Source organism: Streptomyces sp. NPDC055955 (assembly GCF_042270245.1).
GTDB lineage: Bacteria > Actinomycetota > Actinomycetes > Streptomycetales > Streptomycetaceae > Streptomyces.
The window spans coordinates 522171-540702 of record NZ_JBHJYS010000004.1; the positions used below are offsets into that span (position 1 = coordinate 522171).

Sequence of the window (18532 nt, forward strand, 5' to 3'; positions counted from 1 at the left end):
GCTTGGGGGGAGGGACGAGTCATGAGAGTCAGCGTTTTCGGGCTCGGCTACGTGGGCTGCGTGTCAGCCGCGTGCCTGGCCGGCATGGGCCACGAGGTCATCGGGGTGGACGTGAACCAGGTGAAGGTGGACCTGGTCAACGACGGCAAGGCACCCGTGGTCGAGGAGAGGATCGGCGAGCTCGTCGCCGAGGTCGTGCGGAGCGGAGCGTTGCGCGCCACCACCGACGTCCGTGAGGCGATCACGGGCAGCGAGATATCGCTGGTCTGCGTGGGCACGCCGTCGGAGCCCAACGGCAGCCTGTGCACGACGTACTTGGAGCGCGTCACCGAGCAGATCGGCACCGCGCTGGCCGAACGGGGCGGGCGGCACACCGTGGTGTTCCGCAGCACCATGCTCCCCGGCACCTGCATGAATCTGCTGGTACCGATCCTGGAGAAGTACGTCGGCGGTACGGCCGGGGCGGACTTCGGGGTCGTGGTCAACCCGGAGTTCCTGCGCGAGGGCACGAGCGTGCGGGACTTCTTCGACCCGCCCAAGACCGTCATCGGCGAGCTCGACCCGGCGAGCGGCGAAGCGGTGATGGCCCTGTACGACGGCGTGCCCGGTGAGGTGTTCCGGGTGCCGGTCCCGACGGCCGAGGCCATCAAGTACGCGGACAACGCCTTCCACGGCCTCAAGATCGGCTTCGCGAACGAGCTGGGCGCGGTGTACCAGGCGCTCGGGGTGGACTCGCACCAGGTGATGGACGTGTTCCTGGCGGACCGCAAGCTGAACATCAGCCCCGCCTATCTGCGGCCCGGCTTCGCCTTCGGTGGCTCGTGCCTGCCCAAGGACCTGCGCAGCCTGGTCCACGCGGCACAGCGGGCAGACGTCTCGGTGCCCATCCTCACGCACGTGCTGCCCTCCAACTCCGCACATCTGCAACGCGCGGTGGACCTGGTCGAGCGCACCGGCAAGCGCCGGGTGGGACTGTTCGGGCTGTCCTTCAAGCCCGGCACCGACGACCTGCGCGAGAGCCCGCTCGTCGAGCTGGCGGAGCGGCTCTTCGGCAAGGGCTACGACCTCAAGATCCATGACGCCAACGTGAGCCTCTCCCGGCTGATCGGCGCGAACCGCGAGTACATCGAGACCCGGCTGCCGCACCTCGCGCAGCTCCTCGCGGACTCCGTCGACGAGGTGCTCGAGCACGCCGAGGTGTGCCTGGTCGGGACCAGGGATCCAGCCGTCCTTTCGGCGCTGCCCCATGGTGGCAGCCCGGTGATTGTCGACCTGATCCGCATTCCCGACGCCGAGACGCGCCGGACCGAACCGGGGTACGTGGGCCTTGCTTGGTGACACATCGTTCGATGACAAGGGCAGCGGCGACCGGGCGAACCGGCGCGCGCTGATCCTGGTGGAGAACCTGTCGGTGCCGTTCGACCGGCGGGTGTGGCAGGAGTGCTTGACGCTGCGCGACGCGGGCTGGAAGGTGCACGTCATCTGTCCCCGAGGCAGCACACGGGACACGGAGCCGGAAGCGGAGATCGATGGGGTGCGGATCCACCGCTACCCGTTGCGCGCCGCCACCGGAGGGCCGGCCGGCTACCTGCGGGAGTACGGATCTGCGTTGTGGCACACGCTCCGGCTGGCCCGCAAGGTCGGCCCGGTCGACGTGGTCCATGCCTGCAACCCGCCCGACCTGCTGTTCCTGCCGGCACTGTGGCTGAAGAGGCGCGGTGCGCGGTTCGTCTTCGACCAGCACGACCTGGTACCCGAGCTGTACCTCTCCCGGTTCGACCGCGGCGAGGATCTGCTGTACCGCGCCGTGTGCGCGCTGGAGCGGCTGACCTATCGGGCCGCGGACGTCGTGCTCGCCACGAACGAGAGCTACCGGGACGTCGCCATGCTCCGTGGCGGGCGCCGCCCCGAGGACGTTTTCGTGGTGCGCAGCGCGCCCGCGATCGAACGGTTCCAACCGGTGCCGCCCGAGCCGGAGTTGAAGCGCGGCAAGCCTCATCTGCTGTGCTATCTCGGTGTCATGGGCCCGCAGGACGGCGTCGACTATGCCTTGCGCGCCCTCGCCAAGCTGCGCGACGAGTGCGGGCGGACCGACTGGCACGCGGTGTTCGTCGGAGCCGGGGACGCCTTCGACGCGATGGTGGAGCTCTCCCGACAGCTCGGGCTGAGCGAGCAGGTCCAGTTCACCGGACGCATTCCGGACGCCGATCTGGTGCGCTACCTGTCCACCGCGGACGTGTGCCTTTCCCCCGACCCACGCAATCCGCTCAACGACGTGTCGACCATGAACAAGGTCCTGGAGTACATGGCCATGAGCCGGCCGATCGTCTCGTTCGACCTTCGGGAGGCGCGCGTCTCCGCCGGTGACGCCGCGGTGTACGCGCCCGCCAACGACGAGGCTGCGTTCGCCGAGCTCATCGCGCTGCTCCTCGACGATCCGGAGAGGCGGGCCCGGATGGGCAAGATCGGCCAGGAGCGGATCAGCGGGCAGCTCTCCTGGCAGAACTCGCAAGCGTCGCTGCTCGCCGCCTACGCCGCCGCGTGCGGTGACCACGCTCCGGTGGCGGCGGTCCGGGCACGGGGGAGGCGGCGGCCGTGAGCGACGACACGATACGTCTGGTCACGCTCGGGCGGATTCTCCGTCGGCGCTGGCGGCTTCTCGCCGTCCTCACCGTGGTGGGCGCGCTCGTCGGCTACGGCACCTCGGTACTGTTCCCGCCGCGGTACACGGCGTCGGCGTCGGTACTGCTGCCCGGTCAGTGGGAAGAGCGCGAACTCCTGACCCAGGTGGACCTCGCGACCAGTTCGTCGGTGGTCGACCGCGCGGCTGCCGACCTCCGCTGGAGGGGCGTCAGCGGCAGTGACCTACGGGATCGCGTGAGCGCCGAGGCCGCCGACGGGAACATCATCAAGATCTCGGGTACGGCCGACACCCCGGAGCGCGCGCAGCACCTCTCCGACCGGATGGCCCAGGAATTCGTGAGTTACGCCGCGCGGATCGCAGGGGGCAGCACCGACCCCGACCCGGCCACGGGCACCGAGGCGCTGCGCAAGCAGGTGGCGGAGACCGACCGCCGCATCACCGACCTGGCCGATGCGGCCGATCCGGGGCGGACCGTGGAGAGCGTGCAGGCCCGCACCGAGCTCGAGAAGCTGCGCACCTCGCTGGAGGATGCCATGCAGAAGCTGGAAGAGGCCGACCCGGCGACCGACAAGGCCGGCATGGTCGTCATGGGCCCGGCGGCCCGGCCGACCGGCGAGGTGGCGCCGACGAGAACGCAGCTCATCGCCGCCGGGGCGTTGCTGTTCTTCCTGCTCGCTGTCATCAGTCATCTCGTCGCCGCACGGGTGAATCGCCGGCTGCGCACCGAGACGGAGATCGAAGCGGCGCTGGGCTCGGTGCTGCTCGGCACCGTCGACGTAGCCGGTGAACGGCGCGCTCACCGGCCGCAAGTGCGTGGCCGAAAGTCCCGCATCCGCAGACTCCTCGGCGCCGACACCCGGTGGGAGATGCCGACCCCGCGGACGTCCGGCGACGAGGCCGGCCGGCGGATCCGCTACCGGCGGGTGTGCACTCGCCTCCGGGACCGGATACCGGGCCCCGGGCGACTGCTGGTCGTCGTACCGGACGGCGACGAGATCGCTCGCCGGGCCGCCGGGCAGCTCGTCGCCGAGGCCAAGGGCGATCTGCTGCTGCGGGTGGTGGAGGTTTCGGTGGACCGCCCGACAGTCCCGGACCGCGACACCGAGTCCGGTGCCCTGGTCGTCCTCAGCGCGGGGGCTTGGACCGCGGAGGAGCTCGCCGGCATCGCCGAGGCGTGTGCGGACGGCAGACACGAGGTCGTCGGCATCGTCGTCGCCGGCATGGTCCTGGCCCGTCCGACACGCTCTGCCGGCCATCCTCCGGATGCCGCCACCGTGGCGCTCGCGGTGCGCGGCCACGCGACGGGAGGTTCAGCGTGACGACGAGCACGACTTCGGAGACGGCGGAGGCCGCTCCGCTCTTCGACCTGCAAGCGCTGGTGGTGGCGGTGCGCAGGCGCCGCCGCTTCTGGTGCTCGCTGGCGCTCGTGGGGCTGCTGGTCGGCGCGGCGGTGGCGGTCCTGCGGCCACCGCCGCCGAGCGCGGTGGCCAAGGTGCTGGTCGCGCATGAGGAGGACCAGCCGAACGACACCGGAACGCTGATGCGTACCGACGTGGAGCTGTTGCAGACCACGAGGATCGCCGACAAGGCCCTGCAGTCCCTCAAGTCCCGGGAAAAGCCCGAGGACTTCATGCGGGACTACGAGGGGACCGGCCTGACCAACAACCTGCTGCAGATCGAAGTGACCGGTGACAGCGACGCGCAGGCGGTGGCCCGGGCCGAGGCACTTGCCGATGCGTTCGTCGCGGACCACGTGCGGCGGATGCAGCAGGCTGCGAAGGCCGAGTCCAAGGCTCTGGCCGACCAGCGTGACCGCATGCGGGGCGAACTCGCCCAGGTCAACAAGGAGATCGGAGACCGATCGCCGGAGAGTGACCCGAAGGCGTCGGCGAGCTTGGAGTCACTCTTCGCCCGCCGGGCCGAGCTCAACTCACGGATCGCCGACTTCGACCAGCGCGCCGAGGAGGCGCGCACCGGCACCCCCAAGGTCGTAGCCGGCACGCAGATCGTCGACGCCCCGCGCGCCGTGCACCACTCGCTGCCCAAGGCCGTCGCCACCAGCGCCGCGATCGGGCTCGCTCTCGGGCTCGTCCTCGGGCTCGCGCTGGCCGCGGTCGGCACGGTGGTGGCGGACCGCCCCGTGCTGCGCCGGGACATCGCGGCGAACCTGGGCGCCTCGGTCATCGCGGAGCTGCCCGGCCGGACGGGCCGGCGGTGGCAGCGCCGAAGGACCCGGGCGACACGCGAACGGCTCACCGCGACCCTTGCCCGTACCGTGCGCGGCTCCACGGAACCGGTGTCGCTCCTGGAACTGGGCTGTGCGCGCAGCACGAGTGCGATCGCCGTGGACCTCGCCAGGACACTGGCGGCGGACGGGCCGGTGGCCGTCGTCGACGGGCTGCCCGGCCCGCAGCTCGCGGGCCGCCGGTCCAAGCCAGGAGACCCGGCCGTGGTCAGCGGCGAGCGTGCCGAGGCTCTGCCGCGCCAGGAGCGCCGGCTCGGCGTCGGCTCGGTCGAGCCCGGCACCGCGTGGACCGATCTCCAGTACCTCGGCACCCAGACCGTGCTCGTCGTGCGGGCCGGGCACGGCAGCGCCGCATGGCTGCACACCGTGGCGCGGCAACTCGCGGACCAGCGTATTGCGGTGATCGGTGTGGTGCTGATCGACCCCGATCCCCGTGACCGGACCGACGGCACGTTGTGGGACGGGCTGCACACCGCGCTGCGCGGCCGCACCGAGCGGCCGGCCGTACAGAACGGGACGGGCCGGCGGCGGGCGGAGCGGCTGCCGGTGTGGGCCACACGGGTCCCGGACAACGACCAGGAGGCGCGGTAAGACATGTGTGGCATCGCAGGCACGTATCGATGGCCGGACGGGAAGGCCGTGACCGACCGGCTCACCGATACCCTCGCCCACCGCGGTCCCGACGGGTCGGGCCGCTACGGTCACCCCGTCGGCGACGGCGAAGTGCACCTGGGGCACCGCCGGTTGTCCATCATCGACCTGTCCGAGACCGGCGCCCAGCCGATGGTCTCGGACGGTCTCGCCCTCACCTACAACGGTGAGCTGTACAACGCGCCCGAACTGCGTGCCGAGCTGTCGGCCGCCGGGGTGCGCTTCCGCGGCACCTCCGACACCGAGGTGGTCCTCGAGGCCTGGCGGCGCTGGGGCACGGACTGCCTGCCCCGGCTGCGCGGCATGTTCGCGTTCGGGATCTTCGACGAACGCACCGGTGAACTGGTGCTTGTCCGCGACCAGTTGGGCATCAAACCGCTGTTCCTGCTCCGGCGCGGTCCGGGCCTGGTGTTCGCCTCCGAACTCAAGGCGCTCGCCGCCGCCACCGGCGGTTCCCTGGAGGTGGACCACGCGGCGCTGGTGGCCTCGCTCCTCTACTACTGGGTGCCGGACTCGCGGTGCGCGTTCCGGGAGGCGGAGAAGCTGCCGCCGGGGAGCTGGCTGAAGTGCCGGCCCGACGGCCGGGTGGAGCGCGGCCGGTTCTGGAACCTGAAGGATGTCGCCGCCGAGGGCCGGGAGCGGGCGCGCAGCGGCGAGCAGCCGGACCTGGCCGCCGTCGTCGAGGAGTCGACCCGGCTGCACCTGCTCTCCGACGTACCCGTGGCGACGTTCCTCTCCGGCGGCCTGGACTCCAGCTATCTGACCGCCCTTGCGGCCCGCCACCAGCCCGGGATCTCCGCCTACACGATCGGATTCCGCGCCGAGGACGCCAAGTTCGAGGCGATGCCCGACGACCTGCGCTACGCCCGGCAGGTGGCGAAGCGGTTCGGCGTCGACCTGCACGAGATCGAGATCGCCCCGAACGTGCTCGACCTGCTGCCGCAGATGACGTACCACCTGGACGAGCCGATCGGCGACCCCGCCGCGATCAACACGTTCCTGATCTGCTCGGCCGCCCGCGAGGCCGGCGTCAAGGTGATGCTCTCGGGGATGGGCGCCGACGAGCTGTTCGCCGGGTACCGCAAGCACCTGGCCAACCTGCTCGCGCTGCGCTACCAGCGCGTCCCACGCCCCCTGCGGCGCGGTGTGTCAGCCGCCGTGGACCGGCTGCCGGTCGCCACGGCCCGCCGGGGCTACCGGTCGGTGCGCTTCGCGAAGCGGTTCCTCTCCTTCGCCGACCTGCCGGAGGAGACGGCGTTCCGGCGCAGCTACACGATGTACGACCGGGACGAGCTGCTCGCCCTGGTCGATCCGGACCTGGCCGGGACGGTCGAGGACGTGCTGACCGAGCACGCGGACATCTACCAGGACAACGACCTCGACGACTTCGTCAACCGCATGTGCCTGGGTGACGCCCGGATGTTCCTGCCTGGGCTGAATCTCGCCTACACCGACCGGTCGAGCATGGCCGCCTCGACCGAGGTGCGGGTGCCGTACGTGGACGTCGAAGTGGTCAGGGCGGCGTTCGCCGTGCCCGGCGACCGCAAGATCGTCGGACGACAGGGCAAGGCCGTCCTCAAGGAGGCGGCGACCTCGATCCTGCCCCGGGAGATCGTGTACCGGCCGAAGGGCCTGTTCAGCGCCCCACTGCGCGCGTGGATGAGCCGGGATCTGGCACCGCTGGTGCGCGAGGTGGTGCACGACGGCGTGCTCGTCGGTTCAGGGCTCCTGCGCCGCGACGCCCTGGCGCGCATGGTCGCCGAGGACGCCGCCGGGCAGCGGGACTTCTCCAAGCATCTGTGGCACGTGCTGACGCTCGAGTACTGGTATCGCGGCGCGGCCTCCGGGTCCGGCCGGAGCGCTCGCCCGACCGCGTAGAAGACGACGTAGAAACAAGGGGACTTTGCGTGAAGCAGGTTGTGCAGAACTACAAGAGCGGCGAGCTGGCGGTGCTCGACGTGCCGGTGCCGGGCTGCAAGCCGGGCGGTGTGCTGGTGCGCACCGCCTACTCGCTGATTTCCACCGGAACCGAGCTCATGAAGGTGTCCGAGGCCGGCATGTCGATGCTGGGCAAGGCCCGTTCCCGGCCGGACCAGGTGGCCAAGGTCGTGCAGAGCGTGGCCACCAACGGGGTGCCCGCCACCTACCGCAAGGTGATGGGCAAGCTGGACTCCTACACGCCGCTGGGGTACTCGCTGTGCGGGGTGGTCGAGCAGGTCGGCACCGGGATCGACGACGTGGCGGTCGGCGACGTCGTGGCCTGCGCCGGCAACGAGCACGCGCTGCACGCCGAGCTGAACTGGGTGCCGAAGAACCTGTACGCCCGGGTGCCGGACGGGCTCGCGTCGCGGCACGCGGCCTTCGGTACCGTCGGCTCGATCGCGATGCAGGGCGTCCGCCGCGGCGAGCCACAACTCGGCGAGGTGGCTCTCGTCATCGGCCTCGGGCTGATCGGGCAGTTGGTCGTGCAGCTTCTCGCCGCCTCCGGAGTCCGCGTCGTCGGGGTCGATCCCGACCCGGCGCGCTGCGAGCTCGCCGAGCGCCTGGGCGCCGCGGCCTGCGGCGACCCCGCGTCCGCGGCCGTGGAAGCCGCCGTCGCCGAACTCACCGGCGGTCACGGGGTGGACCAGGTGTACCTGGCCGCCGGCGGCGGCAGCAACCAGCCCGTCGAGCTGGCCGCCCGGTTGAGCCGGGACCGTGGCCGCGTCGTCGACATCGGGAAATGCCGCCTGGACCTGCCGTGGAACGCCTACTACGAGAAAGAGCTCGACGTCCGGTTCTCGCGCAGTTACGGCCCCGGGCGCTACGACCCCGCGTACGAACTCGAGGGACGGGACTACCCGATCGGCTATGTGCGCTGGACCGAGCGCCGCAACCTGGAGTGCTTCCTCGATCTCGTCGCCCGCGGCAGGGTCGACGTGGAGCCCTTGGTCTCCCACATCGCCGACTTCGACGACGCCGTCGAGACGTACCAGAGCCTCAAGGACGGCGACCTGAAGGCCGTGGCCGTGCTGTTCCGGTACGCCGAGCACGCGGGGGAGGCAAAGGCCCCGGCGGTGGCCGTGCCCGTGGTCAAGCCACGCAGCGGCGGCGTGCCCACCCCGGCCCGGTCCGCCAAGGCGCCGGTACGCCTCGCGTTCGTCGGCGCGGGAAACTACGCGACGTCGATGCTGCTGCCGCACCTGGCACAGCGCGATGGCGTCGAGCTGTCGACGGTCGTCACCACGACGGCGCTGTCCGGGGCCAACGCGCAGCGGAAGTTCGGCTTCGCCGAGGCGACCACCGATCTCGACGCGGTGCTCGGCGACAAGTCCATCGACGCGGTGTTCGTGGTCACCCGGCACAGCTCGCACGCCGAGCTGACCCGTGAGGCGCTCCTCGCCGGCAAGGCGGTTTTCGTGGAGAAGCCCTTGGCCCTCACCGAGGACGACCTGGCGGGTGTACTCGCGGCGGTGGAGGAGTCCGGCAACGACCGGCTTCAGGTGGGCTTCAATCGCCGGTTCGCGCCGTTGCTGAACGAGGCCAGGAAGCGGTTCGGCGCCCGGACCGGTCCGGCGAACCTGCGCTACCTGGTCAACGCGGGCCGGCTGCAGCAGGGCAGCTGGTACCTCCAACAGGGCACCGAGGGCTCGCGGTTCGCCGGCGAGGGCGGACACTTCATCGACACGGCGAGCTGGCTCATCGGGGCCGACCCGGTCTCGGTGTACGCGGTCGCCACGTCCGGGAACGACGACCTGCAGGTCGTGCTGCGCTACCCGGACGGTTCCACCGCCACCGTCAGCTACGTCACCACCGGCGCGCCCAGCTTCCCCAAGGAGACGCTGGACCTTGTCGCGGACGGCAAGGTGCTGCGGCTCGACGACTTCGTCCGTGCCTCGGTCCACGGCCCCAAGCGGTGGGTCAGTTCGCGGCTGCCCAAGGCGCGGGACAAGGGCCAGAACGCCGAGCTGGCCGCGTTCATCAAAGCCGTGCGCACCGGCGGACCGATGCCCGTGCCGCTGGACTCGCTGGTCGCCACCACGGCTGCCACGCTCGCCGTGCAGGCCGGCCTCGCCGGCGGCGCGCCGGTGACGTTGGCGAGGACGCGATGACCATGAGCGCGGGCTGGTACCTGCGGCGCCTTTCCCGGATGGGACCGCGGGAGATCGGCGCCCGGGCGGGCGACGCGGTGCGCAGGAGGCGGTGGCGGTCGGCGCGGCCGACCTGCCCGAGCGTGACCGGCGCCCGGTTCACCGCGGTCCTGCCCGCAGGGACGATCGCCTCAGTGGCTCCGGACGCCGCGAAACGTCTCGTCGCCGAGGCGGACCGGCTGATGGACGGGCACGTCCAGTACTTCGGGGTGGTGCGCGACGACCTGATCGACCCGGACTGGTGGCGCGACCCGAAGACCGGGCTCCGGGCTCCCTCGGGCTACGCCTTCGACGTGCCGTACCGGAACGAGGACGCGGTCGGGGACATCAAGCAGATCTGGGAGCTGTCCCGGCACCAGTACCTCACCGTGCTCGCCGCCGCCTACGCGATCACCGGGAACGAGCGGTACGCCGAGCGGGTTGCCGAGCACCTGCGGTCGTGGTGGGCGGCCAACCCACCGCTGCGCGGTGTGCACTGGATCAGCGGCATCGAGCTCGGCATCCGGCTGCTGTCCTGGGTGTGGATCCGCAGGCTGCTCGACGGCTGGCCCGGCGCGGCCGACCTGTTCGAGGGCAACCCGCAGGCCCTGAACCAGATCTGGCACCACCAGCGCTGGCTGGCCGCCTTCCCCAGCCGGGGATCCTCGGCGAACAACCACGTCATCGCCGAGGCCGCCGGGCAGTTCGCCGCGGCCTGCGCGTTCGGGTGGTTCCCCTCTTCGGCGGGGTGGCGAGCCGGCGCGCTGCGGTCGCTGGACCGGCATCTGCGCAGCAACACCTTCCTCTCCGGCCTCAACCGGGAACTGGCCACCGAGTATCACGGACTTGTGCTGGAGCTCGGCCTGGCCGCGCTGGCCGAGGCGGATGCCGCCGGCGTGCCGGTCCCCGCGTCCGTCCGTCTCGTGCTGCTGCGGATGACCGACGCGCTCGCGGCCGTCGTGGACAGCCGGCTGCGGCCGCCGCGCCAAGGGGACGCGGACGACGGTCACGGTCTGGTCGTGGACGGATCGGGCACGGACCGCTGGGCCTCCCTGCTGGCGACCGGGGAGGCCGTGTTCGGCCGGCTCGCCTGGTGGCCGGCGGTGACCGGCACCGATGCGCGCACCCCACTGCTGGCCGGGCTCATCCGGCCGTACGCGAAGAACGACACCGCACCGGCCGTGATCCGCCCGGCGAGCCGGCCGGCCCACTTCGCCGACGCGGGCATGACCATTCTGCGCGGTGCGGGAGAGATCTGGTGCCGCTGCGACGGCGGCCCGCACGGCTTCCTGTCCATCGCCGCCCACGCCCACGCGGACGCACTGTCCGTGGAGGTGCGGCACGACGGGGTCGACGTGCTCGCCGACCCCGGGACGTTCTGCTACCACGGACAGCCCGAGTGGCGGCGGTACTTCCGGTCGACCCTCGGCCACAACACCCTGCAGGTGGACGGCGGCGACCAGTCCGTGTCCGGCGGCCCGTTCCTGTGGACGCGGCACGCCCGCAGCCGTGTCCTCGTCGCGGACGCATCCGACGAGGGTGTGTCCCGCTGGTCCGCCGAGCACGACGGTTACGAGAGCTCCGTGCACCGCCGACGGGTGGAACTGTCGCCTGCAGAACAGGAGTTGAAGGTGATCGACGAGGTGCGCGGCCCGCGCCGGGACGTGCGCCTGGCGTTCCACCTCGGCCCGGCGATCGCCACGGACCTGGTGGGGAACAGGGCGGTGCTCACCTGGATCCGGGACGGCGAGGGGCGCTCCGCGACGCTCGACCTGCCCGAACAGCTGAGCTGGCGGGCGCATCGCGGCGAGACCGACCCGCCGCTGGGCTGGTACTCCGCCGGATTCGGGCGCAAGGAACCCACCACCACCCTGGTCGGCACCGGCTTCGCCGACGGCGTGGAGGGGTTCACCACCGTACTCAGGTTCCGCGGTTAGGGACCTTCGACGGATCAGGCTGGAGAGGAGGGACGGAATGGATCGGTGCAGGCGAGCGGGGACTGATGTGTGCAACTGCAAGGCGGAGAAGAGCGACCACGTGAAGCGTCGGCAACAGACGACGCGTTCGAAGACGCGTGTGCCGGGGCCCGCGACTTCGGCAAGGTCCGGAACAAGGGGCCCAGGGGGACGCGCGGGGATCAGGAAGCGACACTGGGCCTTGGCGGCGCTGGCACTGGTCCTGCTGGCGGCGACCGGCTGTGACAGCATGCCGGGAGCCGAGGCGGAGTCGAAGGCCGCGCCCTCCGCGTCCGCGACGTCCGCGGCCCGGTCCGTGGCCCGGGTGTGCGACAAGCCCACGGCCGGGCCGGCGAAGGCGCCGGCGGGCGCGGTGACGGTCGACCCCGCCGTGGTCGGTGATCTGGCGGCCAAGACCAAGAAGAGCCCCCCGAACACCACGTTCTGGCTCCGACCGGGCAAGCACCGGCTCGACCCGGACCGGTTCGCCCAGGTCATCCCCAAGGAGGGGGACCGCTACCTCGGTGCGCCGGGCGCGGTGCTCGACGGCCGGAAGAAGAACCAGTACGCATTCGGCGGCACCGCCCGCAACGTCACCATCCGCCATCTGACCGTTCAGCGGTTCGTGGCGCCCCTCGACGAGGGCGTGGTCAACCACGACTCGGCCGACGGGTGGGTGATCGAGCACGCGACGATCCAGGACAACTCCGGCGCCGGGCTGATGGCCGGTGCCCGCCAGCAGACGCGTGCCAACTGCCTGCGCGACAACGGTCAGTACGGCATGAACGCGTACAAGGGCGGCGGCGCGCTGCGCGACCTGGTCGTCGAGGACAACGAGATCGTGGGCAACAACACCGGCGACTGGGAGCGGCGCAAGGAGGGCTGCGGCTGCACCGGAGGCATCAAGTTCTGGGCTGTCGACGGCGCCGACGTACGCGGCAACTGGGTGCACGACAACCGCGGAACGGGGTTGTGGGCGGACACCAACAACAACGACTTCCGGATCGAGAACAACGTGCTCGAGGCCAACGACGGTGCCGCGCTGATCTACGAGACCAGCTACAACGCGGTCATCCGGAACAACACGATTCGGCGCAACAACTGGGTCGAGGGCCGCAGAGAGGCCAAGAAGGGAGACACGTTCCCGTACGCGACCGTCTACCTGTCCGAGTCCGGCGGCGAACCACGGATCAAGGCCCGCACCAACAAGATCGAGATCTATCGGAACGTGCTGGAGAACAACTGGTCGGGGATCACCCTGTGGGAGAACGCCGACCGGTTCTGCAACAGCCCGGCCAACACCTCGTCCGGTGACTGCACATTGCTGGTGCCGAAGACCGGCCGGTGCGCGAAGCCGGCGATCGCCAGAGCACCGCTCTACGCCGACTGCCGTTGGAAGACCCAGCGGGTGGACATCCACGACAACCGCTTCGTGCTGGACAAGGCCGTCCTCAAGTGCACGGTGAAGTGCGACCGCATGGCGGTCCTCGCCAACTACGGCACCTATCCGGACTGGTCGCCCTACCAGGGCAAGCGGGTGGCCGACGCGATCACCACGCAGCAGCACAACCGCTGGCACGACAACGTCTATCTCGGACCGTGGCAGTTCGTCGCCCACGACCCGAGCCAGGTGCTCGACTTCGGGCAGTGGCAAGGCACGCCGTACCAGCAGGACGCGGGCAGCACCCTCGACCCACGGGCCGGTGGTTGAGATGAGCAACGACCTGCGGCGCGGCGCACTGCCGGGCGGACCGGACGCGGCGGACACGCCGCCCGGCGCCGAGCGAGGCCCGGCCGGGACACCGAAGCTCGTCGGGACCATCTGGGGATTGCTGGTCCTCAACACGCTCGGCTCCGCCGGGGCGGAGACCGTCATTCCGCTGCCCCGCTCCCTCATCCAGATGGTCACCATGGGCGCGCTGGTGGTCGCGTTCGCGCTGGCGCTCGCACTCAATCTCCGGCTGCGCATCCGCCCGAGCGCCTTCGTGTTGCTGCTCACCCTGCTGCTGGTGCCGAGCGTGATCTCCAGCGTGGACATGCAGTCCGGGTTCGGCGCGCTGTTCCGCTGCGCCCGGCTTGCTCTCTTCATCGGCACGCTGTGGTTGCTCAGCCGCTGGTGGGACGGCGGCCTGACGCTCGTACGCCACCACATCCGGATGTATTTCGCGGTGCTCGGGTCGGTGGCCGCCGGCCTGGTCGTCTCACCGGGCGCCGCCCTGCCCGACCTCTACGGAGGGCGCCTTGTCGGCGCGCTGTGGCCGCTCACCCCGCCGCAGATCGGACAGTACGCAGCCGTGATCATCGGGCTCACCGTCCTGCTCCTCCTCGGACGCCGCACCGACAGGGTCAGCGCGGCGGTGGTCATCGTGCCGTCACTCGTCCTGCTCGCGCTGACCCATACCCGTACGGCCACGCTCGGCCTGGTCATCGGGCTGGTGTTGGCGATCGGCTCGCTCCTCCTGACCAGCGCCCCGGCCCGGCGGTTCTTCACCTGGGCGGTGCTGTGCGCAGTCGTGGCCGCGGTGGGGTTCGCCTCCGCGCTCCACACGTGGTTCCTGCGCGGACAGAGCCAGGAGAACTTTTCCAACCTCACCGGTCGGGCCAAGGTCTGGGACGCCCTGCTCGCAGCGCCCCGGACGACCACGGAGCAACTGTTCGGCATGGGCCTGGGCGACAAGTCGTTCGACGGGCTGCCCATCGACAACAGCTGGCTGGCCGTCTACCAGGAACAGGGTCTGACCGGCGTCGCCCTGGTGGCGGCGGTCATCATCGTGCTGGGCGGCGTCGCGCTGCTGCGGCCACCGTCGCTGCAGAGGGCCTGCGCGATCTTCCTGATCAGCTACTGCGCCATCGCGTCGTACACCGAAGCCGGCCTCGGCGACGCCTCGCCGTATCTCCTGCATCTGGCCGTGGCCGCCTCACTGCTGGCCGCACCCGCCACGGCACCCGCGCTCCCGACGCCCACAGCCCCTCGACAACGCGTCCCACGGTGGGCCCGGAGATCGGAGGTGTCCTGACCATGCACGTCCTCGTGGTGCACAACCACTACGGCTCGGCGCAGCCGAGCGGGGAGAACAAGGTCGTCGACCAGGAGGTGGAGCTGCTGCGCGCGGCCGGCCACCGGGTCGAGGTGTTCGAGAGGCGCAGCGACGACATCGCCGCCCGGTCCCTGCTCGGCAAGGCCGCGGTGCCGCTGCTCGTGCCGTGGAACCCGGCGGTCCGCACGGAGCTCGCCGCCCGGCTTCGTGCCGAGCGGCCGGACGTGGTGCACGTCCACAACGTCTTCCCGCTCCTGTCGCCCGCGGTCCTGGCCGCCTGCGCCGACGCAGGAGTGCCCGTCGTCGCCACGCTGCACAACTACACCCAGGTCTGCCCGCCGGGCACGCTGCAGCGGGACGGCCGGCCCTGCACCGAGTGCGTCGGGTCGACGCCGCTGCCCGCCGTCCGGCACGGCTGCTACCGGAGTTCCCGTCTGGCGACGGTCCCGCTCGCGGTCAGCCTGTCGGTCAACCGGCGGCGGTGGTGGTCCGGCGTGCAGCGGTTCTTCTGCATCTCGGCGGCGCAGCGTGATGTCCTGGTGCGGGCCGGCATGCCGGCCGAGCGGCTGGCGGTGAAGCACAACTTCGTGCCGGACCCGGGTACTTGCCGCGAGGGGGCCGGCGAGCATGTGCTCTATCTCGGCAGGCTCGCGGAGGCCAAGGGCGTGCGGCTGCTGATGGCCGCGTGGGACGAGCTCGCCGCGGACGGGGGTGTGGGGGTGCCGCTCGTCATCGCCGGAGCGGGGCCGCTGGAGGCAGAGGTGACCGCCTGGGCGGCGGGCCGGGACGACGTGCGCTTCGTCGGCCTGTACGACCCGGACCAGTGCCGTCAGGCCGTCGCGCGGTCGGTCGCCGTGGTGGCTCCCTCGACGTGGCTGGAGGCGTTCGGCCTGGTGGTCGTGGAGGCGATGGCGGCCGGGGTCCCGACCGTCGCCGCCGGTCATGGCGCCTTCGTCGAACTCGTCGACGACGGCGTGACCGGGCTGCTGCACCGGCCGGGCGAGCCCGCCTCGCTCGCGTCCTGCATACGACGGACCGCTGCCGATCCGGACCGCAACCAGGAGATGGGCCGGGCGGCCCGGCGCCGATACGAGCAGGGCTTCAGCCCGGCCGTCGGCCTCGAGCGCCTGGTGGAGGAGTACCGCACCGCGATCGCGGGTCGGTCAGCACAGGTTCGCGGTGGGGACACCCGCGCGAACAGGGGGGATGGGGACAGTAGATGACACGATGCCGACTCTGCGGCTCGGCGACGCTGGCGAGCGTCGTCGATCTGGGGGCGACCCCGCCGTGTGAGAGCTTTCTCGCCGCGGACCGACTGGACGAGGCGGAGCCCGCGTACCCGCTGCACCTGCGGGTCTGCACCGACTGCTGGCTCGCGCAGATCCCGCCGCTGATCACGCCGGAGGAGACGTTCAGCGAGTACGCCTACTTCTCCTCCTTCTCGACCTCCTGGGTGGAGCACGCGCGCACGTTCGTCGGCGACGCCGTACAGCGGGTGGGGCTCGGCTCCGACGCCTTCGTGGTCGAGGTCGCGAGCAACGACGGATACCTGCTGAGGCACGTGGTGGACCGGGGGATCCGCTGCCTCGGCATCGAGCCGTCGGTGAACGTCGGCGCAGCGGCGCGGGACGCGGGTGTGCCCACGCTCACGGCGTTCCTGGACCCGGAGACCGGCTCGGGCGTCCGTGCCGAGCACGGCCCGGCGGACCTGGTCGTGGCGAACAACGTGTACGCGCACATCCCCGACGTGGTCGGGTTCACCCAGGGGCTGCGCGCCCTGGTCGCCGACGACGGGTGGGTCTCCATCGAGGTGCAGCACCTGCTGACCCTGATCGAGGACAACCAGTACGACACGATCTACCACGAGCACTTCCAGTACTACACGGTCGCGTCCGCGATCCGGGCCCTGGCCAGCGGCGGACTCACGCTCGTCGACGTCGAGCTGCTGCCCACGCACGGCGGTTCCATCCGGCTGTGGGCCCGGCCGGCCGAGGTGGCCGGCGAACCCACCGAGTCGGTGGCCGACGTGCTGGACCGGGAGAAGGCCGCCGGGCTGCAGGAGCTGTCCGGGTACACCGAGTTCTCCGCCCGGGTGGCCAAGGTGCGCCGGGACCTCCTGAAGTTCCTCGTCGAGGCGGCCGAGCGCGGCGAGACGGTCGTCGGCTACGGCGCCCCGGGCAAGGGCAACACCCTGCTCAACCACTGCGGCATCCGGCCCGACCTGCTCGCGTACACGGTCGACCGCAACCCGTACAAGCACGGCAGGTTCACCCCCGGCACCCGCATCCCGATCCTGCCGCCCGAGCAGATCGCCGCGGACAGACCGGACTACGTCCTCGTCCTCCCGTGGAACCTGCGGGCCGAGCTGGTCGAGCAGCTGTCCTACGTGCACGAGTGGGGCGGCCGCCTTGTCTTTCCCATCCCGGAACTGAGCATTGTCGAGGGCACATCATGAAGGTCGTACTGTTCTGCGGCGGGTACGGGATGCGGATGCGCAGCGGCGCCGCCGACGACGTGCCCAAGCCGATGGCGATGGTCGGCCCGCGACCGCTGATCTGGCATGTCATGCGCTACTACGCGCACTTCGGGCACAAGGAGTTCATCCTGTGCCTCGGATACGGGGCGCACCACATCAAGAACTTCTTCCTCAACTACGAGGAGACGACGTCCAACGACTTCGTCCTGCGGGGCGGGCGGACCGAGCTGCTCTCCACCGACATCTCGGACTGGACGATCACGTTCGCGCAGACCGGCATCGAGTCACCGATCGGGGAGCGGCTGCGCCGGGTGCGGCACCATCTGGACGGCGACGAGATGTTCCTCGCCAACTACGCCGACGTACTGACCGACGCCCCGCTGCCGGAGATGATCGACCGGTTCGCCCGGCGTGATGCCGGGGCGTCGATGATGGTGGTGCCGCCGCAGTCCTCGTTCCACTGCGTGGATCTGGGCGAGGACGGCCTGGTGGGGGGCATCACGGCGGTGAGCGACATGCCGCTGTGGGAGAACGGCGGCTACTTCGTGCTCCGCCAGGAGGTCTTCGACCACCTACCGGAGAACGGGGACCTGGTCGCCGACGGATGCGCCCGACTGGCCAAGCAGGGCCGTCTTGTGGCGCACCAGCACCGGGGCTTCTGGAAGCCGACCGACACCGTGAAGGAACGGGCCGCGCTCGACGAGGCCTACGCCCGGGGCGACCGCCCGTGGGCCGTGTGGGAGCGGGACAGCGCCGGGGTGAGCGCGTGATCCGGCTCGGGGCCGGGCCCCTGGAGCGGATCGTCGCGGTGGGCGCGCACTGCGACGACATCGCCATCGGCGCCGGCGGCACGCTGCTGACGCTGTGCCTCGCGCGCCCGGGTCTGCGCGTCGACGCGCTGGTGCTCTCCGGCGGCGGCAGCGAGCGGGAGCAGGAGGAGCGGGCCGCGCTCGCCGCCTTCTGCCCGGACGCCGACCTGCGCCTCACCGTGCTCAAGCTGCCGGACGGCCGGATGCCCGTGCACTGGGACGAGGCCAAGGCCGCGGTCGAGGAGCTGCGCGGGCAGACCGAGCCGGATCTGATCCTGGCCCCGCGCACCGACGACGCGCACCAGGATCACCGCGGCCTGGCGCAGTTGATGCCCACCGCGTTCCGCGACCACCTCGTACTCGGCTACGAGATCGTCAAGTGGGACGGCGATCTCGGCCGCCCGGCGGCGTACCAGCCGCTGTCCCCGGAGGTCGCCGAGCAAAAGGTGCGGCTGCTGCAGGAGCACTACCCCTCCCAGCGGCACCGGCCCTGGTACGACCGGGAGGCCTTCCTCGGTCTCGCGCGGATCCGAGGCATCGAATGCCACGCGCGCTACGCCGAGGCGTTCGCCGTCACCAAACTCACTCTCGACCTGGGGGACTGA

General features: G+C 71.2%; 13 protein-coding genes. All 13 read left to right on the plus strand.

Translation table 11 applies throughout. The annotated features are described in order from the left end of the window. Nucleotides 1–21: 21 nt before the first annotated feature. The 13 genes from ACFC96_RS10950 (at nucleotide 22) to ACFC96_RS11010 (ending at nucleotide 18532) form a co-directional block, all read left to right on the plus strand. Complete coding sequence (locus ACFC96_RS10950) at nucleotides 22–1338, plus strand: nucleotide sugar dehydrogenase (protein ID WP_376259537.1); 1317 nt, start codon at nucleotides 22–24, stop codon at nucleotides 1336–1338. Then, entirely contained in the window at nucleotides 1328–2599 is a 1272-nt protein-coding gene (locus ACFC96_RS10955; protein ID WP_376611532.1) for a glycosyltransferase family 4 protein, read from the plus strand. Before ACFC96_RS10950 ends, ACFC96_RS10955 begins: the two co-directional genes overlap by 11 nt. After that, nucleotides 2596–3963 carry a Wzz/FepE/Etk N-terminal domain-containing protein gene (locus ACFC96_RS10960; protein WP_376611534.1) on the plus strand — a complete coding sequence of 456 codons (1368 nt, stop codon included), beginning with the start codon at nucleotides 2596–2598 and terminating at the stop codon, nucleotides 3961–3963. The genes ACFC96_RS10955 and ACFC96_RS10960 overlap by 4 nt, the downstream gene beginning before the upstream one ends. Then, nucleotides 3960–5480, plus strand: coding sequence for a Wzz/FepE/Etk N-terminal domain-containing protein (locus tag ACFC96_RS10965; protein WP_376611536.1), 1521 nt, complete (start codon nucleotides 3960–3962; stop codon nucleotides 5478–5480). Before ACFC96_RS10960 ends, ACFC96_RS10965 begins: the two co-directional genes overlap by 4 nt. 3 nt (nucleotides 5481–5483) lie before the next feature. Further along, nucleotides 5484–7418, plus strand: coding sequence for an asparagine synthase (glutamine-hydrolyzing) (gene asnB / locus ACFC96_RS10970; RefSeq protein ID WP_376611538.1), 1935 nt, complete (start codon nucleotides 5484–5486; stop codon nucleotides 7416–7418). A 29-nt stretch (nucleotides 7419–7447) separates the two neighbouring features. Continuing rightward, nucleotides 7448–9631, plus strand: coding sequence for a bi-domain-containing oxidoreductase (locus tag ACFC96_RS10975; protein WP_376611540.1), 2184 nt, complete (start codon nucleotides 7448–7450; stop codon nucleotides 9629–9631). Further along, nucleotides 9628–11586: an alginate lyase family protein gene (locus ACFC96_RS10980; RefSeq protein WP_376611542.1), complete on the plus strand. Its 1959-nt coding sequence runs from the start codon at nucleotides 9628–9630 to the stop codon at nucleotides 11584–11586. The genes ACFC96_RS10975 and ACFC96_RS10980 overlap by 4 nt, the downstream gene beginning before the upstream one ends. 268 nt (nucleotides 11587–11854) lie before the next feature. Next, complete coding sequence (locus tag ACFC96_RS10985) at nucleotides 11855–13315, plus strand: right-handed parallel beta-helix repeat-containing protein (protein WP_376611577.1); 1461 nt, start codon at nucleotides 11855–11857, stop codon at nucleotides 13313–13315. Nucleotide 13316: 1 nt separating this feature from the next. After that, a complete protein-coding gene (locus ACFC96_RS10990) occupies nucleotides 13317–14621 on the plus strand; it encodes an O-antigen ligase domain-containing protein (RefSeq protein ID WP_340458785.1) in 1305 nt (434 codons plus the stop codon). A gap of 2 nt (nucleotides 14622–14623) precedes the next feature. After that, a complete protein-coding gene (locus ACFC96_RS10995; RefSeq protein WP_376611543.1) occupies nucleotides 14624–15865 on the plus strand; it encodes a glycosyltransferase in 1242 nt (413 codons plus the stop codon). Beyond that, nucleotides 15862–17097 carry a class I SAM-dependent methyltransferase gene (locus ACFC96_RS11000; RefSeq protein WP_376611544.1) on the plus strand — a complete coding sequence of 412 codons (1236 nt, stop codon included), beginning with the start codon at nucleotides 15862–15864 and terminating at the stop codon, nucleotides 17095–17097. Before ACFC96_RS10995 ends, ACFC96_RS11000 begins: the two co-directional genes overlap by 4 nt. After that, a complete protein-coding gene (locus tag ACFC96_RS11005) occupies nucleotides 17094–17888 on the plus strand; it encodes a glucose-1-phosphate cytidylyltransferase (RefSeq protein WP_376259554.1) in 795 nt (264 codons plus the stop codon). Before ACFC96_RS11000 ends, ACFC96_RS11005 begins: the two co-directional genes overlap by 4 nt. After that, the gene (locus tag ACFC96_RS11010) at nucleotides 17885–18532 is read left to right on the plus strand and encodes a PIG-L deacetylase family protein (protein ID WP_376611546.1); all 648 of its coding nucleotides are present in this window, start codon (nucleotides 17885–17887) and stop codon (nucleotides 18530–18532) included. The genes ACFC96_RS11005 and ACFC96_RS11010 overlap by 4 nt, the downstream gene beginning before the upstream one ends.

Excerpts from the sequence above, each read along its gene's own strand:
- ACFC96_RS10950 (WP_376259537.1), top strand. The coding sequence starts at position 22 with ATGAGAGTCAGCGTTTTCGGGCTCGGCTACGTGGGCTGCGTGTCAGCC.
- asnB (WP_376611538.1), top strand. The coding sequence starts at position 5,484 with ATGTGTGGCATCGCAGGCACGTATCGATGGCCGGACGGGAAGGCCGTG.
- ACFC96_RS10980 (WP_376611542.1), top strand. The coding sequence starts at position 9,628 with ATGACCATGAGCGCGGGCTGGTACCTGCGGCGCCTTTCCCGGATGGGA.
- ACFC96_RS10985 (WP_376611577.1), top strand. The coding sequence starts at position 11,855 with ATGCCGGGAGCCGAGGCGGAGTCGAAGGCCGCGCCCTCCGCGTCCGCG.
- ACFC96_RS10990 (WP_340458785.1), top strand. The coding sequence starts at position 13,317 with ATGAGCAACGACCTGCGGCGCGGCGCACTGCCGGGCGGACCGGACGCG.
- ACFC96_RS10995 (WP_376611543.1), top strand. The coding sequence starts at position 14,624 with ATGCACGTCCTCGTGGTGCACAACCACTACGGCTCGGCGCAGCCGAGC.
- ACFC96_RS11000 (WP_376611544.1), top strand. The coding sequence starts at position 15,862 with ATGACACGATGCCGACTCTGCGGCTCGGCGACGCTGGCGAGCGTCGTC.
- ACFC96_RS11005 (WP_376259554.1), top strand. The coding sequence starts at position 17,094 with ATGAAGGTCGTACTGTTCTGCGGCGGGTACGGGATGCGGATGCGCAGC.